The organism is Thermoflexibacter ruber (genome assembly GCF_900113045.1).
Taxonomy (GTDB): Bacteria; Bacteroidota; Bacteroidia; order Cytophagales; family Thermoflexibacteraceae; genus Thermoflexibacter; species Thermoflexibacter ruber.
This window is the reverse complement of record NZ_FONY01000020.1, coordinates 76155-95951: the sequence shown is the minus strand read 5'-3', so window position 1 is coordinate 95951 and position 19797 is coordinate 76155. Positions and strand designations below refer to the sequence as shown.

General features: G+C 36.1%; 16 protein-coding genes. 6 read left to right on the top strand and 10 right to left on the bottom strand.

The window, feature by feature from the left end:
- The first annotated feature begins 241 nt into the window (after positions 1–241).
- Positions 242–1084 carry a glycosyl transferase gene (locus BM141_RS12215; protein WP_091545703.1) on the top strand — a complete coding sequence of 281 codons (843 nt, stop codon included), beginning with the start codon at positions 242–244 and terminating at the stop codon, positions 1082–1084.
- Positions 1085–1132: 48 nt separating this feature from the next.
- On the opposite strand, the gene BM141_RS12210 is transcribed toward BM141_RS12215, so the two are convergent.
- The 5 genes from BM141_RS12210 to BM141_RS12190 form a co-directional block, all read right to left on the bottom strand.
- Complete coding sequence (locus tag BM141_RS12210; protein ID WP_091545700.1) at positions 1133–2422, bottom strand: metal ABC transporter permease; 1290 nt, start codon at positions 2420–2422, stop codon at positions 1133–1135.
- 33 nt (positions 2423–2455) lie between these two features.
- A complete protein-coding gene (gene ileS, locus BM141_RS12205) occupies positions 2456–5959 on the bottom strand; it encodes an isoleucine--tRNA ligase (protein ID WP_091545697.1) in 3504 nt (1167 codons plus the stop codon).
- A 352-nt stretch (positions 5960–6311) separates the two neighbouring features.
- A complete protein-coding gene (locus BM141_RS12200) occupies positions 6312–7094 on the bottom strand; it encodes a sterol desaturase family protein (RefSeq protein WP_177217365.1) in 783 nt (260 codons plus the stop codon).
- Positions 7095–7107: 13 nt separating this feature from the next.
- On the bottom strand, positions 7108–7920 hold the full coding sequence (locus tag BM141_RS12195; protein ID WP_091545692.1) for a hypothetical protein: 813 nt from the start codon (positions 7918–7920) through the stop codon (positions 7108–7110).
- Between the two features lie 100 nt (positions 7921–8020).
- Positions 8021–8749: an acyloxyacyl hydrolase gene (locus tag BM141_RS12190; protein ID WP_091545690.1), complete on the bottom strand. Its 729-nt coding sequence runs from the start codon at positions 8747–8749 to the stop codon at positions 8021–8023.
- A gap of 263 nt (positions 8750–9012) precedes the next feature.
- On the opposite strand from BM141_RS12190, the gene BM141_RS12185 reads away from it, so the two are divergent.
- Complete coding sequence (locus BM141_RS12185) at positions 9013–10053, top strand: sensor histidine kinase (protein ID WP_177217364.1); 1041 nt, start codon at positions 9013–9015, stop codon at positions 10051–10053.
- An 8-nt stretch (positions 10054–10061) separates the two neighbouring features.
- Here the strand turns inward: BM141_RS12185 and BM141_RS12180 are convergent, their stop codons facing one another.
- Both BM141_RS12180 and BM141_RS12175 read right to left on the bottom strand, forming a co-directional pair.
- A complete protein-coding gene (locus BM141_RS12180; protein ID WP_091545685.1) occupies positions 10062–10526 on the bottom strand; it encodes a hypothetical protein in 465 nt (154 codons plus the stop codon).
- Complete coding sequence (locus BM141_RS12175; RefSeq protein ID WP_091545683.1) at positions 10523–11896, bottom strand: AAA family ATPase; 1374 nt, start codon at positions 11894–11896, stop codon at positions 10523–10525. Before BM141_RS12175 ends, BM141_RS12180 begins: the two co-directional genes overlap by 4 nt.
- 94 nt (positions 11897–11990) lie before the next feature.
- Here BM141_RS12175 and BM141_RS12170 point away from each other — a divergent pair, with 94 nt between their 5' ends.
- The 3 genes from BM141_RS12170 to BM141_RS12160 all read left to right on the top strand — a co-directional run bounded on the left by BM141_RS12170 (position 11991) and on the right by BM141_RS12160 (position 14984).
- On the top strand, positions 11991–12719 hold the full coding sequence (locus BM141_RS12170; protein WP_091545720.1) for a LytR/AlgR family response regulator transcription factor: 729 nt from the start codon (positions 11991–11993) through the stop codon (positions 12717–12719).
- 151 nt (positions 12720–12870) lie between these two features.
- Positions 12871–14235: a lactate utilization protein B gene (locus BM141_RS12165; protein ID WP_091545680.1), complete on the top strand. Its 1365-nt coding sequence runs from the start codon at positions 12871–12873 to the stop codon at positions 14233–14235.
- Positions 14236–14252: 17 nt separating this feature from the next.
- The gene (locus tag BM141_RS12160) at positions 14253–14984 is read left to right on the top strand and encodes a phosphatase (protein ID WP_143090907.1); all 732 of its coding nucleotides are present in this window, start codon (positions 14253–14255) and stop codon (positions 14982–14984) included.
- A gap of 14 nt (positions 14985–14998) precedes the next feature.
- Here BM141_RS12160 and BM141_RS12155 read toward each other — a convergent pair whose 3' ends face one another.
- Positions 14999–15871, bottom strand: a complete 873-nt coding sequence (locus BM141_RS12155; RefSeq protein WP_091545674.1) for a universal stress protein — start codon at positions 15869–15871, stop codon at positions 14999–15001.
- Positions 15868–17730 (bottom strand): RNA-binding domain-containing protein, encoded by a 1863-nt coding sequence (locus BM141_RS12150; protein ID WP_091545672.1) that lies wholly within the window; start codon positions 17728–17730, stop codon positions 15868–15870. The genes BM141_RS12155 and BM141_RS12150 overlap by 4 nt, the downstream gene beginning before the upstream one ends.
- 193 nt (positions 17731–17923) lie before the next feature.
- Here BM141_RS12150 and BM141_RS12145 point away from each other — a divergent pair, with 193 nt between their 5' ends.
- Complete coding sequence (locus BM141_RS12145; RefSeq protein ID WP_091545669.1) at positions 17924–18946, top strand: tetratricopeptide repeat protein; 1023 nt, start codon at positions 17924–17926, stop codon at positions 18944–18946.
- 7 nt (positions 18947–18953) lie between these two features.
- Here BM141_RS12145 and BM141_RS12140 read toward each other — a convergent pair whose 3' ends face one another.
- Complete coding sequence (locus BM141_RS12140; protein WP_091545667.1) at positions 18954–19634, bottom strand: O-methyltransferase; 681 nt, start codon at positions 19632–19634, stop codon at positions 18954–18956.
- Positions 19635–19797 lie beyond the last annotated feature (163 nt).

The window sequence follows — 19797 nt, the reverse complement described above, 5'->3', positions numbered from 1 at the left end:
TAATAAATCACAATTGCCATGATTTCTGAACAAGACATTTTTTCTTGTGGTACAACTTGTCCTTGACTTAATTGATACTGTTCAAATTTTTTAGCAAAGTCATCACAAGTAATGTAAATTTCTATTAGTTTTGTTGTGTTCAATATTAAGTACATAGTATTCTTTGATTAGTGTAATTTTCAAATATACTATATTTATTAATATTGAACATTTTTTATCATAAAAAATTGACTTTTAAACAATTACCTCAATAACTCACGTTATTATAGAAGCTATCACTTCCATTTTACCGATTTGCGACGAGTTTGTCGTAGCAGTAGGCAAATCAGAGGATGATACCTTAGCCTTGATTCAATCCATTGATTCTGATAAAATTAAAATCATAGAAACGGTTTGGGACGAGAGTTTGAGAAAGGGGGGCAGAGTATTGGCAGAAGAAACCAACAAGGCATTAGCACAAATTGCAAGTGACTCAGATTGGGCTTTTTATATTCAAGGCGATGAGGTAGTTCATGAAAAATATTTGCCTGTTATCCAAGAAGCTATGCAAACTTATTTATCAGAAACAAAAGTAGAAGGTCTGCTTTTCAACTACTTGCACTTTTATGGAAGTTATCAGTATGTGGCTGATTCTCGGCATTGGTACAGAAAAGAAATCCGCATCATTAGAAATCACCGCAATATTACCTCTTACCAAGATGCTCAAGGATTTAGGAAAAAAGATGGTAAAAAGCTAAAAGTCAAGCAAATAGATGCTTTCGTTTATCACTATGGCTGGGTAAAAAATCCTATAATTCAACAAAAAAAAGTAGAAACTTTTAATGCCTTATGGCATGATGAGGAAAGTTTGAAAAAGATAATCGTCCCTGCCAATGCCTTTGACTATTCACAAGTAGATTCTTTAGCTCTTTTTGAAGGAGAACATCCGCAAGTCATTAAAGAGCGTATCCAAAAGATGAACTGGGATTTTCAATTTGACGTTACTCAGAAAAAATATACGCTTCGCTATCTCATAGCCTATTGGATAGAAAAACTTACAGGTTGGCGGATAGGAGAGTATAAAAATTATAAACTGCTTAAATAGCTACAATTAGATAAGTGTTTGACTTAGAAAGTCAAACCTACAACTATTTCACTCATAAGGGATTTCTGTTTGATGAGGGTCATACTTAGGCTTTTGTAAGCGATGTTCTAATTGTTTTTCTATCTCTGGGGTAATAATATGCTCCATAGTTTCTGCGTCATCATGCACATGGTCAGGGGCTATACGCAGATATTCAGTCAAATAAAGTTCCCAAAGTCTGTGTAGTCGCACTATCCTTTTTCCTCTTTCATAGCCTTCTTTGGTAAAAGCCCACCCTTTTTCATTTTGAGAGAGGTAGCCTTGTTCTCTAAGCCTTTGAAGTGCTTTTTTCAAAATTTGGGGTTGGAATAGACGGTGCTGTTTGATGTAATCTGCACTGCGTTCTTCAAAAAACAGTTTGTCTTTTTCTCCTAAGTGATAAATTAGTTTGAGAATATTCTCGTCAGTAAATTTACTTTGATAATTTCTTTGCTGAAGGTATTTGGCTATCAAACCTTTTCTGGGTGCAAATAGGAATGAAAATAGAGCAATAAAAGAAATAACTAAAATAATCCAAGGTCCCGTTGGCATAGCAGGTGCTAAGTAAGAAATAAATGCTCCCAAAAATCCTGCTACTGCGCCCATGATGGCAGAAAGTAAGACCATAGTAGCGAGTCTATCAGTCCAGTAGCGAGCCGCCGCAGGAGGAGTTATCAGCATAGCTGCCATGAGTACTACACCAACCGCCTGAATACCAATAACTACTGCCAATACAGTAAGTGTAGTCAAAATAAACTCTAATCGCTTAACAGGCAAGCCAATCACTTGAGCAAAATGTTCATCAAAAGCAATCAGTTGGAACTCTTTGAAAAAAAGTAAAACTATCAATACCAAAATAATTGCGGTGCTTGCAAATACAGCTAAGTCCTCCCCTACTAAAGCCGCTGCCTTACCAAAAAGAAAACTATCCAAACCCGCCTGCTCCTCATTTCCAGAGTGCTGGATAGAGGTGAGGAGCAGGATACCTACACCAAAAAAAACAGATAATACTAATCCTACGGCAGTATCTTCTTTAATCTTACTATTTTTTACTATCCAATCGATGCAAAGCATGGATAGCCACCCTGATAAAAATGCCCCCACGATAAGAGCCAAAGGGTTTTTAGTCCCAATAGCTAAAAAAGCCAAACATACTCCCGGTAAAACTGCATGGGCTACTGCATCACCTACTAAGGATTTTTTTTTGAGAAAAGTAAAAGTCCCTACAATCGCCGAGCTTGCAGATAGCAAGATAGACCCCAAGACTACATATACTACATTGATTTCTCGAAAAGAAAAAAATGAAAAAATATCCTGCATAGTATTCAGTATTTCAGATTCATGCTACTTCCCTTAGCCTACTGCTACCTCTAATCTCACCTTCCAATCGTCAATTTCCAACTCCTCCCCTTGTGCTACTTGTGGAAGTAACTCTAAAACAGTAGCTTGGGTTTCTCCACTGATGTAGGCGGCGTGTTTGCGAATTGCCATGTTCACTGCCTTATCGCCCTCTTGGATAAAGACCTTGATTTTGTCTTGGACTTCTAAGCCCTTGTCCTTGCGTATGTTCTGAATACGGTTTACCAAGTCCCTTGCAATGCCTTCCTCTCGCAGTTCGTCAGTTATGGTAATATCCAGAGCCACAGTTACATTGCCATCTTTGGCTACCGACCAACCTGCAATGTCTTCGGAAGAAATCTCTACGTCTTTCAAAGTCAGTTTGCTTGCATTACCATTGAGATAAACAATAAACTCGCCTTCTTTCTCTAAACGATTAATGTCTGCTTGGCTCATCTTACTGATTTCTGCGGCGATAGCTTGCATTTGTTTGCCGTAAATCTTGCCCAATTCCCTAAAATTAGGCTTGATTTTCTTGGTCAAGATACCCGAATCATCGGAGATATAGGTAATTTCTTTGATGTTTACTTCGGTCTTTATCAAGTCTTTAACTGCTTCTATTTGTGCCTTTGTCGCCTCATCTAAAATAGGTATCAAGATTTTTTGTAAGGGCTGACGCACTTTAATTTTTTTGTCTTTACGGATAGAGTGAACCAATGAACAGATGCTCTGCGCCAAAGTCATAGACTGCTCTAAATCTTTGTCTATGAGATTTTTATTTGGCTCAGTGAAATAAGTCAAATGCACCGAATCGTATTGGAGAGGTGTATTTTTTGCCTTTGCTTTTTCTCTGATGTTATCTGTCATATTTTTATACAACCACTCTGCAAAAAAAGGAGCGACAGGCGACATAAGTTGAGCAGTTACTAACAAACATTCATGTAAAGTTTGGTAAGCGGCAAGTTTGTCCGCAGTCATTTCCCCAATCCAAAAACGTTTCCTTGAAAGCCTTACATACCAGTTAGAAAGTTGGTCGCACACAAAATCTTGGATAGCACGCACAGCTTTGGTTACATCATAGTCAGTATATGCCTTATCTACCGTTTCAATCAAGTTTTGTAAAACGGAAATAACCCACCTATCCAAAGTCGACCTTTGCTCATAAGGCATTACGTTGAACTCGTCTATTTCGTAATTGTCCACATTGGCGTACATAGCAAAAAAGTTATAGGTATTCTGCAAGGTCGAGAAAAATTTACGTTGTAGTTCTTCTACCCCAGCCAAATTAAACTTTAAGTTGTCCCAAGGGTCAGAGTTTTCTACCATGTACCAGCGAATTGCGTCCACTCCATATCTTTCTATCGCCTCAAAGGGATTGATAACGTTTCCTTTGCGTTTGGACATTTTTTCCCCGTCTTTGTCTAAAACTAAACCTGTGGAAACCACATTCTTAAAAGCAACGCTGTCAAATACCAAACCCGCAATCGCATGGAGGGTGAAGAACCAGCCTCTGGTCTGGTCAACCCCTTCGGAGATGTAGTCAGCGGGATAGTTCGCTTTGAAAATATCCTGATTTTCAAAAGGATAATGCCACTGAGCATAAGGCATAGCCCCCGAATCAAACCAAACGTCTATGAGGTCAGGCACACGATTCAAGATAAGCCCATGCTTAATCAGTACAATATCGTCTGCAAAAGGCTTGTGCAAGTCTAACTTGCTTTCCAAATCAGGGACAACCCTCTTAATTTCTTGCAAGGAAATATAACGCCCCGTAGATGACATGGGGAATATGTCCAAAGCATTAGAAAGGTTGGATTTATCTAAATTATCCCAGTCAAAATATTCATTTGCTTTTTCTTTACTCAAAAAACCCAAAGAGATAAGTTCTTCAATAGAACCTACGCAAACTTCTTCTTTTCCGTCTTCTGTTCTCCAAATCGGTAGTGGCGTTCCCCAATAGCGACTTCTTGACAAGTTCCAGTCCACCAAATTTTCTAACCAATTCCCGAAACGACCTGTTCCTGTGCTTTCTGGTTTCCAATTAATCGTTTTGTTCAGTTCTACTAATCTATCTTTCAAAGCAGTAGTTCTGATAAACCAAGACTCTAAGGGATAGTACAATACGGGTTTGTCCGTTCTCCAACAGTGTGGATAGGTATGTTCATATTTTTCTACTTTGAATGCTTTGTTTTGCTCTTTTAGCATGATAGAAATAAGTACATCAGAAGGCAAGTAGTTTTCTTTGGCACTTTCTTTTTCCTCGTATTCAGGCTTGATATAGTTAGGTTTGATGTATTTGTTTTTTAACTCACTATTATCAAAATAAGCGTCAAATTGTGCTTTTACACTTTTTACAAACCTTCCTTGCTTGTCGACCAAAGGCATTTCCTTCCCTTCTTCGTCTAAAATCGTCAAAGGAGGAACGCCAGCTTGTTTGGCGGCACGAAAGTCATCTGCCCCGAAAGTAGGCGAAATATGTACGATACCTGTTCCGTCTTCTGTAGTTACAAAATCCCCCGCAATCACTTTAAAGGCATTTTCTGCATTTTCAAGCGGTTGTGCAAAGGGAATTAACTGCTCGTACTCAATACCCAATAACTCCTCTCCCTTCATTTCCTCACAAACTACATAAGGAATTTTTCCTGCAAATTTTTCTTCTTCTGTATCGTTACGGTTTACGTATTTATTTCCCAAAATTTTTCCCATCAAAGCCTTTGCCATGATGACATTGACAGGTTGGTTAGTGTATTGGTTATGCGTTTTAACTTTTACATAGTCAATATCTTTACCCACAGCCAGAGCAGTATTTGCAGGCAAAGTCCAAGGCGTGGTCGTCCAAGCTAAGAAGTAGTCATTCGGCGTTCCTTTTATCTTGAATTGGGCAACAATGGTCGTATCTTTCACCATTTTGTAAGTTCCCGGTTGGTTCAACTCGTGAGAGCTTAATCCTGTTCCCGCCGCAGGAGAGTAGGGCTGAATGGTATAACCTTGGTAAAGCAACCCCTTGTTGTAGAGTTGTTGGAGTAACCACCAACAAGACTCTATGTATTTATTTTCAAAAGTAATGTACGGATTTTGCAAGTCCACCCAATAGCCCATTTTCTCAGTAAGTTCGTCCCATTGGTCTTTGTACTTCATGACCGTTTCCCTACACTTCTTGTTGTAGTCTGCCACGCTGATTTTTTTGCCAATGTCTTCTTTGGTAATGCCCAATTCCTTCTCCACTTGCAGTTCTATGGGCAAACCGTGTGTATCCCAGCCCCCTTTGCGCTTTACCTGCTTGCCTTTGAGGGTATGGTAACGACAAAAAATATCTTTGATAGTACGAGCCATTACGTGGTGAATACCCGGTGTGCCGTTAGCAGAAGGAGGTCCCTCATAGAAAGTGAAAGTAGGTTTGCCTTCCCTACTTGTAACTGATTGCTCAAAAACCTGATTGGCTTTCCAAAATGCCAAAATTTCTTGATTGACTTGGGTACTAAGTTGGCTAATGCTCTGTTTGTATTCTTTGTACTTCATTTTCTTGAATCTGGAATTTAGAATCTGGAATGAAGAATAAAATTACCAAAGGGAATCATACAAATATTCCAGATTTCTCATTCTTCATTCCAGATTAAATAAGGCACAAAGGTAAGGAAAAAATGAGATGAATTTACACAAAAAGCAGAGTGTTATTTATTAAACGTGTTTTTTCTCTTGGCTTGCACACTACGTAATAAATATCTTTGGGTGTGGAACATTGATAGAAAATAACTAATAGCATAGCCTTAAAAACCTGTAAAGGCGATATATTTCACTCCTACAGAGCTTTTAGAAAGTAGCTTTTTGCTACCAGTATCTCAACCCCAATTTGGTATATTTTTAATACCTATTAGCTTTTAGATTTTTCCCCTTTCAACAGTTCTTCAAATCCTTTAAATATGATTTTCAATGGATTATACCCTACAAAGCCTGTGGTTACTCCGTACATAGGCTTTGTTTTTTCTTCTTGATACGTGTCAAAAAGCTTATCCCAAATAATGAGTACCCCCCCAAAGTTTTTATCAATATATTCCTCATTAGTCGCATGATGAACTCGATGGGCAGAGGGTGTATTAAAAATTTTTTCCCAAAAACCTAACTTCCCAATCGCTTCTGTATGCAAGAAAAATTGGTAAAAAAGATTCAAGGCAATGCTCCCTACTACAAAAGTGGGCGAAAAACCTATCAAAATCAAAGGAATGAAAAAGAATAAATTGACCAGCCCTCCAAACCAATTCAAGCGATATGCCCCTGAAAGGTTATAAAGTGTAGAGGAATGGTGCGTATGATGAAAAGCCCACAACAGCTTGGTTTTGTGCGAAGCCCAATGAAAAAAGTAATACACAAAATCCACCAAGAAAAAACACAGCAGAAATGTCCAAAAGGTATTTTCTATTTTGAAAGGAGTAATTTTATAAGCCAAATCTAAGGTAAATAACTTCGCTCCTGCAAAAACTACTTTGCCAAAAAACTGATGTCCAAAGAAAATCGCCAAATTAGCCAAGGTTTCTTTGATGTGATACGCCTTGCGTTCTGTACGCCAATTCCATACTACCTCTGCTATGATTGCCGAAAAGATAATCAGCAGAAAGACAAAGCGATAGCTTCCAATTTGAGTGTGTAAGAGTTCCATAAAACGTATCATTTTAAGGCAACGTAATTGTCTTACTTATATTTCCTAAACTCACCTCCACTTGTTTATCGCAAGTTCCACTGCCAAAATTGAGCGTCATGCTTGGTTTAGAGCCTACTTTGACTACACTTACCCCACTGACAGGATAAAATACGCCACTCTGAAAACAAGCCTGTTTTATCACCAAAGGCGTAGTAATTTCGGTAGTAAAGGTTTCTCCGCTATTGTTAATGCCTGCACTTGTACCTGAGATTCTCACCTCATTATCAATGATTTGTTTTGGATTCGTGCCAAAACTAATTCGCGTAGTTCTCTGTAAATTATTGACAGTAATCTTTTTGTTGGGCGTAGTGATTTGCAGATTAGAGGCATTGGTTGTATAAGAAATTTGCGTGTTAGAGCGAGTAATATTGCTCTGGACAATCGTCCCAGAAATGGTATAACTTTCTACAGCATAGTTTTGAAAAGTTATAGTACGCTGATTATCAGTAAAAACAACTGTCATTTTTCCTTTGCGAGTTCTGCCAAATAGTCCTTGGCAACCATTGCCAAAATCTATGGTCAAACTTCTCTGCTGAAGATTGAGGCTGATGTCGCCGCAAGCCTCTACCCTGCCGTTGCCTATGCCGTCAAATTTTCCGTCCATGGCATCATCTACGGTTGAGATTACATCATTGATGACTTGGTCACTTTCACTTGTCTGAATTATTGTAGTTTCATCTACTTCCGCACTTGGGCTTGCATTATTCTCTTTTTTACACGCTGAAGTAATGACTAATAGGCTCAAAGAAAGCATAAATCCGATTTTTTTAAAATTGTTTTTCATGTTGTCCTTGGGTTAAATGATTTAAGTAATTTTGTAAATTAAACAATAATATTGTTTTTACTATTTGATTTTCAGCAGGTTACTTTCGTGAGTTTGAATTTTAATATTTCCCTTTTGGCTTATAAACAAGTCCAATAGAAAATCCATTGCTATCATGTCCAGGATTTCTGTCAGCACTTGGGTGATTGCCATTTGAGAAATGAACGTGCCACAACCCAATTTGTGCAGATAAGTGCTTGCTTAAGAGAAATTCAGTGCCTATTCCGTACTTCGGACTCCCATTTAAGCGAGTTCCCTCTCTATTGTCGCCAAAAAATCCAGAAGGTTTAGGGTAGGTATCAGCAAACAATATCAGCCCTGCGCCACTCTGAAAAAATAATTTGAAGTTTTCCCTATGAATAGGATAAAATCTGACAAACGGTCTTAATCCTAAACCCCAAGTATTATTTTTATCATCTATTACATAAACCGTTGAAAACTCAGCCCCTACTGACATATATTTTCTCATCTGATACAAAACCCCTAAGTTGTTCTGATAAACAGTGGTTTTATCTGCATAATAGCCATAAGAAACACCAAAATCGTCATAATAACTTATTCGATTGGTAAGGGCATTATCCTTTTTTGTAAAGATTAAAATAGCAGTAGCCGCAATAGCGGGAAGAATGATACCATTTCCTGTATGTAATGCAATTGGGCTTACTCCTAATGGATTTTGATACCACTTTGTAAAAGGGGGCAAAGAGCCAAAAGAATTATTGACCTGCCCAAATCCATTCTTTATCAATAAGATACACATAAGTAATGTAACTATGACTAACTGTTTCATATAAGTTTTTTATTTAAGTTTTTATTTGTTACTTGTAAGCAATAAAGCTGTATAAAGTATATATACATCTTTGCTTATTGACACTCAAATTTACGCAAGCCTCAAAACAAGGTTAGAAATATTCAACCAATGCAGGCTTTCACTCAACCAACCACGAATTTTGCTCAACATCTGCTTTGGGGGCAGTTTCATTGAAGAAATAGAGGGCTTGGTTGAAAAGATTTGCAAACGCTTATTTTTTTGGTGAAATTTCGTAGATGAAAATGAATTGGAATTTCCGTAGATTTTTTCTTAGCCCTTTGGGTCTGCACATTTTGTTTTGGGTAGGCACAGGTTTGTTTTTCTTTCCTTTTTTTATTCCTATTTTGGGAGTACCAAATGCTTTACTCAAAGTAAGTGCTACCCTGTTGATATTCTTATTTTTAGCATATAGTAATATGCTCTATTTGATTCCTCGTTTTTTTGAAAAAAGAAAATATTTACAATACAGTTTTTTGATAGTCTTATTGGTAATTATTTCAGCTATTTTACTGATTGTCATAGACTCACACTTTGCTTTTAAGGCAGGATTTGTATCTAAAATCAGGATTAATCGTGGTTTTCCTTTGTATAACTTTCTGATGACTATGATAGTAGCTATGGTAAGCACCACTTACAAACTTTCTCAGCGTGCTTTGGATTATCAAAACCTCAAACAACAATTTCAAAATCAGCAATTAAAGGCAGAATTAGACTTGCTAAAAGCACAAATCAACCCTCATTTTTTATTCAATACGCTGAACAATATTTATACCCTTGCCTACCTCAAATCCGAGCAGACTCCTGAAATGATAAACAAACTTTCTGAACTCATGCGTTATATGCTTTATGAAGGGAAAGAACAAAAGGTACTGTTAAACAAGGAGATAGACTTTCTTCGGAACTACACCACACTTTATAGGCTTAAAAACGAGGAGGCGAATGTAAGCTTTGAAGTAGTAGCGCAAAATACTTATGCTATTCATATCGAACCATTGCTCTTTATTCCTTTGGTAGAAAACTGTTTCAAATATTGCGATTTGTCAAGAGAAAACAGTTTTATACAAATTCGCTTAGAAGTAGGTGAAAATCAAATTATTTTTCAAACGTCCAATACAATAGACGTGCAAGGAGAACGAGCAACAACTTTGGGAGGAATTGGCTTGACCAACTTAGCACAAAGGCTAAACTTACTTTATCCAAATAGACATTCTTTGGAAATTAATAAGGAAAATGGTATTTTTAGGGTAAGCCTCTTTATTAGTAATATACGTTATAATCAATAAGATATAAATCATATTTTATACTCATATTTATTTCCTGTGGTGTGGAAAAGTGAAACGCCTAATTCTTTACGGAATTTTTCTTTTAGTTGGTTCATCTTTTGTGTGAATTTTCCACCCACAATAAATCCATAAATCTTTTCTTTTTTCAAAGGCATTGTTTTTTCTCTGAAAAAATGAATTGTATCCTCAATTTGATAAAAACCATCACTTGCATTTTCTCCACTTCCTTTTAGCTCTACAAATAAAAAAGTTTCTTCCTCTCCTATTTTGAATAAATAGTCGCACTGTTTTCTATTAAGGCGAATAGGAATTACTCCCTTGCCCAATTTTACTTTGCAATGCTCTTTTTCCTTATCGGCTGATTTATCAATAGCGAAGGTCTTGCCGTTTTCATTTGCAACGGTTTCTTTATCAGTATAATACTTTTCTTCACCTCCTAAAAAATCTTCTATTTTTTTACAACACTTGTTCATGCACTTTGGTATTGGAGGTTTAAAAGTTGGTCAAAAGTAGCACTCATCTTTTCAGTAGTATCATCTAAAACCTCTGATTGCAAACCCTGTCTTTCTCTATCTAAAGAATCATAGATTTCACCATCTTTAAGTGCATAAACTCCTATTTGTTCTAAATCAAGCCATTGGCTTCTGGGAACTATTTGATTTACTTCCTCTTCCTGCTCAGGCTGTTGTTTTGCTATGTGCTTTGCTTTTATCAAGTTATCTAAGGCAGTCAGAATATATGGACTATGTGTTGGGATAACTATTTGATTTTGAGGGTTAGCATTAATCAGCATAGCGATTAATTCTATATAGCCTTTCTGTCCCAAAGGAAATAAATGAGATTCAGGTTCTTCATATACTCTGAAGACAGTATCATCGTAAAGTATAGATAGAAAAATATCTTGGAAAGGTCTAATAATCTCCTGCTGTCCAGAGGAGGCATCAGGCAGATAGACATAATCATTGATACTATTGCTAAACTGTATTTTTTCTCCATATTCATCAAAATTATATTTTCCTTTAATTAATTCTTCTATTTTTTTGATGATTTCCGCCAACAAAATTTCATTAAAATTGATTTGAAAATCTCTTGCTTCTTCTATCAAGCCCTTAAAACCTCTCCCTTTTTTGAATTTACTCTTCATATTTCTAACATATTGCATAAATTTGAGGAGAAGTAACTCATTATCAGAATTAAAATTATTGTTGTCATTCAAATCGAGAGAGGCAGCAATATTTTCCAAACGTGCATAAATATCTGTTAAATGACTTTCTAAAATAACAGTCATATTTCTACTGGCAGGCATATAAAGATGATGATGAGGATTTTGGAAAGCCTCCCTACCTTTTAAATAGTTGGCTAATCCATTAACTACTCTTTCTCGCTCTCTCCGTGATAAATCATCAAATTGATTGGCTATTCTATGATATTCAGTTGAGATAGAGATAATTTTTCTCTGCAAACTATTTTGTAAGTTATAATCAAAGCTAACTCGAACATTTCCACTATTCCAATTTTTTTCTATCTTTATCCATCTATCGTTGGCAAAATAATACTTTACTTCAAAATTGGCTAAATGTCTTGATGAGCCAAATAAATAAACAAAATACCTGCCTACTCGCTTACTAATTTCATTTGTAAAGTTATTATTGGCAAGTTGGCTATTATTTAATACCTCAGATAAAATTTCCTCTCTTATTGTCTTAAAAAAATAAATTAACTTCGCAATCGTGCTTTTCCCACTTGCTTGCTCTCCAATAAAGATATTGAGATTTTTAATAGGAATTTCTACTTCATTTTTATTAATAATTGCTTTGAAGTTTTTAATTAATATACGCTCCATTTCATTATTTTTTTTTATTACAAAAATACTTACAAATGAAGTAAATACTTTGCATTATATTAAATTTGTTTGCTATTTTCTTATTTTAGAAGTAATGATAAAATGTGCTATCATAGATGATGAGTCCTTAGCTATCAGGCTTTTAGCCGACTATGTGCAGAAAACACCTACTTTGGAATTAGTAGGAAAATTCAATAAGGCTACTCAGGCTCTTCCCCTACTCCAAAAAGAGGAAGTAGATTTGTTATTTTTAGATATTGAGATGCCAGACCTAACGGGTTTAGAGTTTATTAAGTTACTGAAGAACAAGCCTTTAGTTATACTCACTACTGCTTATTCCCAATATGCGATTGACGGCTTTGATTTAGATGTAAGCGACTATTTGCTCAAACCTATTACTTTTGAACGTTTTTTAAAGGCTGTAAATAAGGCAAGCGAGGTTTGGCAACTGAAAAAAGGAAAAGCAGAGCAAGAGCAAAGCATTTCTGTAGTGAAGGATAAAGAGGTAAAAAAGGAGTATTTTTGGGTGAAGACTGACCAAAAACTGCTCAAAGTGTTTTTCAAAGATATGCTGTACATAGAAGGATTAAAAGAATATGTTAGTATTTATACTGTTCATAATCAACGCATTATTATCTTAGAGGCATTAAAAAATTTAGAAGAAAGCCTACCCTGCCCGCCTTTTGTGCGCTGCCACAAGTCTTATATTGTTTGCTTAGATAAAGTAGTAGCCATAGTAGATAACCACTTGGAAATCAATAAAAAACTTATTCCTATTGGGGCAAGCTATAAGGAACGAGTAAGAGAACTTATTGAAAGGTAAACCTTCCAAAAACCTTGAAAACTCAATCAATCAAGATTTCACTCCCATTCTTGCTTGCACTTTTCCTGCTTTTTTTTACTTTTGAAAAACTTACATAACATGCAACTTAAATAATGAGTTTACCTTATAAATACATCTTAATCCAACAATTATGATAAATCACGCCCAAGAATCTCAAAAATTTAACCAAGATGCCCAACGTACTCACTGGCATGATGAAACGCTTTGGTTTGTGCGAAATAAAAGAGATAAAGCGGCCAAAGCTATTCCTGAGTGGGAAGAACTTAGAGAACTTGCCTCTCAAATCAAAGCAAATGTACTTTCCAACTTAGATGACTACTTGATAGAATTTGAAAAAAATGCCCTAACTAACGGCGTAAAAGTACATTGGGTAAGCAATGCAGAGGAGCATAATCAAATCATTTATAATATCTTAAAGGCTCGTGGAGTAAGATGCATGGCTAAAAGTAAGTCTATGCTCACGGAAGAATGTCATTTGAACGACTTTCTAATAAAAAAAGGCATAGAGGTAGTGGATACGGACTTAGGAGAGCGCATCATGCAGTTCCTTGACGAACCACCAAGCCACATCGTCATGCCTGCTATCCACCTTAAAAAAGAAGAAATAGGTGAACTGTTCCATGAAAAATTAGGCACCGAACAGGGAGCAGCTGACCCCCAATACCTGACTGAGTCAGCTCGTCAGCACCTGAGAAGCAAGTTTTTAGGAGCGGAAGCGGCTTTGACGGGCGTAAACTTTGCTATTGCTGAAACGGGAGGCTTTGTAGTCTGTACCAATGAGGGCAATGCCGATTTAGGGGTACATCTTGCTCCTATTCATATTGCAAGTATGGGCATAGAAAAAATCATTCCTAAACTGCATCATTTAGGCGTATTTCTGAGATTGCTGGCGCGCAGTGCCACAGGTCAGCCAATTACGTCCTACTCTTCGCACTTTTTAAAGCCTAAACAAGGAAGCGAAATGCACATAGTCATAGTAGATAACGGAAGAACAGAACAGCTTGGTAGAAAGGATTTTAGGAAATCTCTTTACTGTATTCGTTGTGGTGCTTGCATGAATACCTGCCCTGTTTATCGCCGTAGTGGGGGGCATAGTTACGGATTTACTGTTCCCGGACCCATAGGCTCTATTTTATCTCCCAATATGGATTTGAAAAAATACAGTACTTTGCCTTTTGCTTCTACGCTTTGCGGGTCTTGTAGCGACGTATGCCCCGTAAAAATAGACATACACGAGCAGTTGTATAAGTGGAGGCAAATTATTGCTAAAGAAGGACTTGTTCCACCTTTGAAAGCACAAGGCTTAAAAGTTTTAAATAGAATTTTGAGTAATCCAAGCCTTTACAAAATTGCAGGAAGAACCGGCAGAGGCTTACTACGTATCTCGCCAAGATTTTTGGTAAATAATCCTCTCAATACTTGGACAAAGCAAAGAGAGATGCCTCAGCCCCCCAAAGAGAGTTTTAGAGAATGGTATGTGAAAAATAGAAAATAACAAAGGAATATCTATCTTTGGCATCACAAATTTTGGAGGTAATGATAGATATAGAAAAAACCTTTACTGCACTTGGAGGAGAATTTAGGACTCCTTATGAGAAAATACAAGCCAAACTTGCGACAATAAAAGCATGGATATTCGATTGGGACGGGGTGTTCAACGATGGGATAAAAGACGAACAGACAGGCAGTGTATTTGCCGAACCTGATGCTGCAGGGAGCAATTATTTGCGCTTTGGGCATTGGCTTACCCATGAGCGAGCAATGCCTTTTTCTGTCATTTTGACTGGGGCAAACAATCCCGCTTCTTTCCGATTTGCTCAAAGAGAGCATTTTAACGCAGTGTATTTGAAGGTGTTAAATAAAATGGAAGCTCTCCTACATATTGAAAAAGAGTATGGTATTCTGCCTCACGAAATCGCTTTTGTTTTTGATGATGTCTTGGATTTGGGGGTGGCTTCGGAAGTAGGCTTACGCTTTTTGGTCAATAGAAAATCAAGCCCTTTATTTGCTAACTTTGTCAAAACAAGAAACTTATGCGACTATATTACCGCTAACTCGGGAGGCTCGCAAGGAGTGAGAGAAATTTGCGAATTGGTCTTGGGTATGAGTGGAGTTTTTGATAAGGTTTTAGAAGAAAGATTGGCATTTTCAAGTACTTATACCGAATTTTTAAAAGAAAGAAATGCTAATACTCCAACTTTCTATACAAGCGAAAACGGAAAAATAAAGGAAATAGTTGGTTGATAGAAACGCTTTTATCAATCAAACTCATTGAAAGTCAGTACAGGAAGGTCTGAGTGATTGGCTACATCCTCGGCAATGCTCCCCATGAGTACACGCACTAAACCTGTGTTCCCACGCGTAGTCATGCAAATTATGTCTGCTTTGATTTCATCAGCAAAGCACAGGATTCCCTCATATTCAGTGTAGTAGTTATAAAAATTGATAGTATAGTTTTCTAAAAGACAGCTATTGGCAAATTTTTTAATTTGCTGTCGAGTAATAGAGGAAATTTCAAAATTGGCTGGGGTAATAATTTTAACTAAGTGAATCTTGGCATCAAATATTTCCTGCAAATGGCTAAGGGTAAGAATGGCAATCTTAGGTACATCTTTGAAGTCAGAGGCAAAGCAAATATTTTTCAAACTGACTTCCTTTATTGCCTGCTTTACAGTCATTACAGGTACTTTGGCAGTACGAATCACTTTTTCTGCATTAGAGCCAAGTAGCACATTGTCCGTTTGGTTTGTCCCTTTAGACCCCATGACTATCATATCTATTTGGTATTTTTCAGCAAAATAGTTAATTTGGTGAACGATGCGGTCAAAGGATACGTGGTCGCTAATGTTAGCATGAGCAAACTGCTTTTTTAACTCATTGATTTTAGATTTAGTTTCTTTCAACAGTTTCATCAAGTAAATTTTTTCAGGGCTTAGCAAGTCCTTTTCTGTCATCAGGTCTAAGTGCGTGATTTCTACCTCATCTATGTCTTTGGGCATAGGAATATCAATGACGTGTAGAAGGTATATCTTTGCTCCTGTTTTTTGAGCAAGCCCCACCGCCATCGCCAAGCCATTAATGGATTCGGGCGAAAAATCAGTAGGTACAAGGATTTTTTGAAGGGTGGTCATGGTTTATCAAAAATAGATGGGGTTCTTTCAAAACTTGTATTTATTTGAAAATCAGCTTTTTTATCACTTTTACGAATAATAAGTGATTTTTCTTCTAACTTATTAAAAATATTACGAACTTTTCTTTTGAAGTTTTCATAATGTTTCAAATCGGTAATTCTTTTGTTTTCATTTAGATATATAAAAATTCCTATGCTATTTGCGCTTGCTTTGTCCTCTGGCACGGCATATTGATTATGTTGATATATAGCAAATAAAACTTTCTTGTAGTCATTTGGTAAGTTATCAAAACTCCCACCAAAGATTGTTCTTAGTTCTTCGGAAAAATCATTTTTTGTTAGTTCCCTATCTACTAAATAAATGGGATAAATCTCATTTTCCTGTGCATACCTAAAAATCAAGTTTTTATCTTCCAAATCTGCGATTACTCCTGCATGATTATTGTCAGGGGTCAGTAAAATGGTGTATCTGTCCAACCTATTATGTCTTTCAGATTTATAAAAATAACTCAATACAATTTTCTCCTCTTCAGTAAGTTCACGTCCACATTTTTTTAAAATATATCCTGCAAAACTTTTTATCCAAGTTCCCATTTCTTCATCATATACTTTTCCTTTGTTTAGATATAAACTTATCTCCTCTGAACGAAGTATAAAATAAGGAATATCTGTTTGATTTTCAAGACAGGTGTTGGTAAGTGTAGCCATGCCCTTGCTTCTACCTTCGTATCGGTCATAAGTTTTAAGTATATCAGCTAATTTAGGATTCCTTGCTTTAGCAATAGGAATGATACGCCTGATTTTGGGCTTTTCTAATCTTAAAAGATGCTCTTGTAAAAATGTACCCGGATTCCTAATTTCTATGTTTTTATTTGGTTTGATATTTATAAGAACAAATTTATCGGAATGATAATTGCGGTGCGCCAAGGCATTATTAATGGTTTCCTCTATCAAATTTTGAGGATATTCTGGAAGAGCCGTTCCACTATTCTGACGGCTTACTCCTACCTGAATATTCTGGTAAACAAAGCCAATGCTCCTCTCCATGAGTGCAAGTATATTATCTTTGATGATTTGCTTGTTACGAGCAACCTCTATGAGGGAGTCCACATAAGCATCTACTTGGCATCGCCCCCCTACCAAATCTTCTATGTGTTTTCCACAAACCAATATGCCTAACAAAGTAGGTTCTTGGTCTTTGTTTATAAAACCTTTTCGCAATAAAAATGATTTAGCAGAGGGAATATCTGCTTTTAGGCTTTCTATTTTGATAGTACGATTGAGCCTAATAATGTAATCATTTAGTTTATCAATGTCAAGGTCTTCTAACTTTGCCTCTTTTACGGGCATGAGTTCCCTTGCATAAATAAGCTCAAGTTTTCTTTGTTTTTGTCCTTCTATCTCATCAGGCAGAAGTTTGTGGTCGCCTGTAAGTTTTCTTTTATACGCATGGGATTCATAAAAAACATACTTTTGGTCTTCTGGTAGTTTTTCTATATAAATTACACAAACCTTTCCCATCAAAAAATCTTTGACTTCGTATAAAGGGAAAAACTCTTTGAGATTGACCTTGTTTTTATGGTCGTCTAAAAATTTTTGTGGTAATTCTTTTAATTTCTCCTCCTCACTTTGTTCTCCTTTGTAACCTGAAAAAATATACGTTCTATTTTTCTCTTTGATTCCTATGATAATAATACCTCCTTCTGCATTCAAAAATGCACAAGCAGATTTGTATAGTTCTGTCCAATCTTCTGCCGAGTGAAGACTTTTAAGTTCTATTTTATCATTTTCTAATTGTTCAAATCTATTTTGTCGGATACAATCTGCTATTTTTTGAAGTGTTTTATCAACTATATTCATGCTTGCTTTTCTGATATTTTATATGATGACATAATGGGGAGAATATTTATTAGCTTATTCATTACAATTCTTCGTACTTTCTTCTTAAACAAAGATAGCAAAAATTTGATTTTACATTCATCGGATTATATCTGCAAATAAAATTTTACTTTTACCTTAAAAATAGAAATAATTGCTCTAACCCTGATTCGTTATGTATGTCAAATATTTTTATGCAGTGTGTGTGATGCTTTGCTTAGTGGCTTGTGATACGCCTATAGACCAGCGCGACCGCTTTTTTTTAAAGGGAAAAATTGCACTTGAAGAAAAGCGATACGCTGATGCTGTCCAAGAATTTACGGAGGCTATTCTCAAAGACAGTCTTTTCGCTGATGCGTGGAACAACAAAGGGGTGGCTCTGTTCCATTTAAAGCAATACAAGGAAGCGGTAAGCAACTACAACAAAGCCTTGCAAATCTCCCCAACTATGTTTTCTGCACGATACAACCGTTCTAATGCTTTTTTTGAGTTGGAAAAGTACCAAGAAGCACTTGCCGACCTCAACTTACTTATTCTGAATCACCGAGATACAGCTTATCTCTACCTGAGCAGAGGAGTGATTTTGAGCATTTTAAAGCAAAAACAGGAGGCTTTCAAAGACTTTGAAAAATCTATTCAACTTGATTCAAGTAAAGCTGATGCTTATATTAATCGTGGCACTTTGCTTTTTGAACAGAAAAGTTATGCACAAGCAGAGCAAGATTTTCGCAAAGCACTTGCTTTGAATCCTAATAATGACTTTGCTATGAGCAACTTAGCTGTAATACTTATGGACAAAATGAGCTACCAAGAAGCCTTAGACTTGCTCAATAAGGCAGTGGACAGGCGACCTGAGCAAGCACTGTATTTGGCAAATCGTACTTTGGTCAAGACTTTGCTTAATGACATAGTAGGGGCAAAAAGTGATTTGAAAAGAGCCATGTTTTATGACAGCAAGTCCCCTCTCGTGATTCGCAATCAAGGAATTTTGGCACTTGCAGAGGGCAACAACGAAGAGGGGCTGAGCCTTTTGCAGAAAGCCTATCAGCTTGACAGCGAGCTACATCAGATTCATTTTTATCTCGGACATGCCTATTTTAAGAATAATGACAAAAAAAAGGCTTGCGAAGCATGGACTATGGCTTTGAAAAATAAAGAGAAAGAGAGGATTTTGGAGTATGAAAATAATTGTAGGTAACTAACTGTTAAATGCCTAAGCAGTTTTTCTCGCTCCTATAAAATAACGTAGTATGATAAGTTTCTAAGTCTGAGGGCTTTAATCCACTAAAAGTAATTTCTTTAAAGCCTTTTTTATGATAAAAATTAAAAATCTCTTGATAGTACGTTCTATTACTGTCATCTAAGACCAATACCCCATCTTCTTTCAAAAAAGGGAAAGCATTTATTGCACACTTTACTCTTTTTCTCCCATCAATTATGATAATGTCATATTTTTTATGTTCATCTATTTCTGTAATTGCTAAAGGATAATTCTCATCAAGCCGATAAAAATGGAGATGTATGTTAGCAAAAATACCTTCATAATGTTTTATTTTGTTATACCAATCTTTATTATATTCTACAGATACTACCTCTTTTACTTTGCTTGCAAAATACAAAGAAGAATATCCAGCCCCATATTCAAAAAGTTCCATTTCAGAGCGTAATCTTTTGGAAAGAAAATCAATAAAAGGATAATTCATCCAAGGCAATGGTTCACCATTAACATCTACGGGCAATTTACTTACTTGGGATTCTAAATACCCTGTTTGGACTAAATAAGAGTTTTTCTGGGTAGTAATTTGATAAACCTTATAATAGAGCCTGATAGCTTTTTGGACTTTTATAGGCAGAAATGAAATCAGACTTTTAACCAAATTAAACATATTTTATTAAAAATAACTTTTGATATTAACACAATAGGGATAGAATTTAGTAGATCTTCTAAGTGTAGGGCTATATTTGATGTAATATAAGACTAATTTCTAAATTAAAACCTTTCAAATATAGAAAAAATAAATAATATCTAAAACTAATGCTCTATAAATT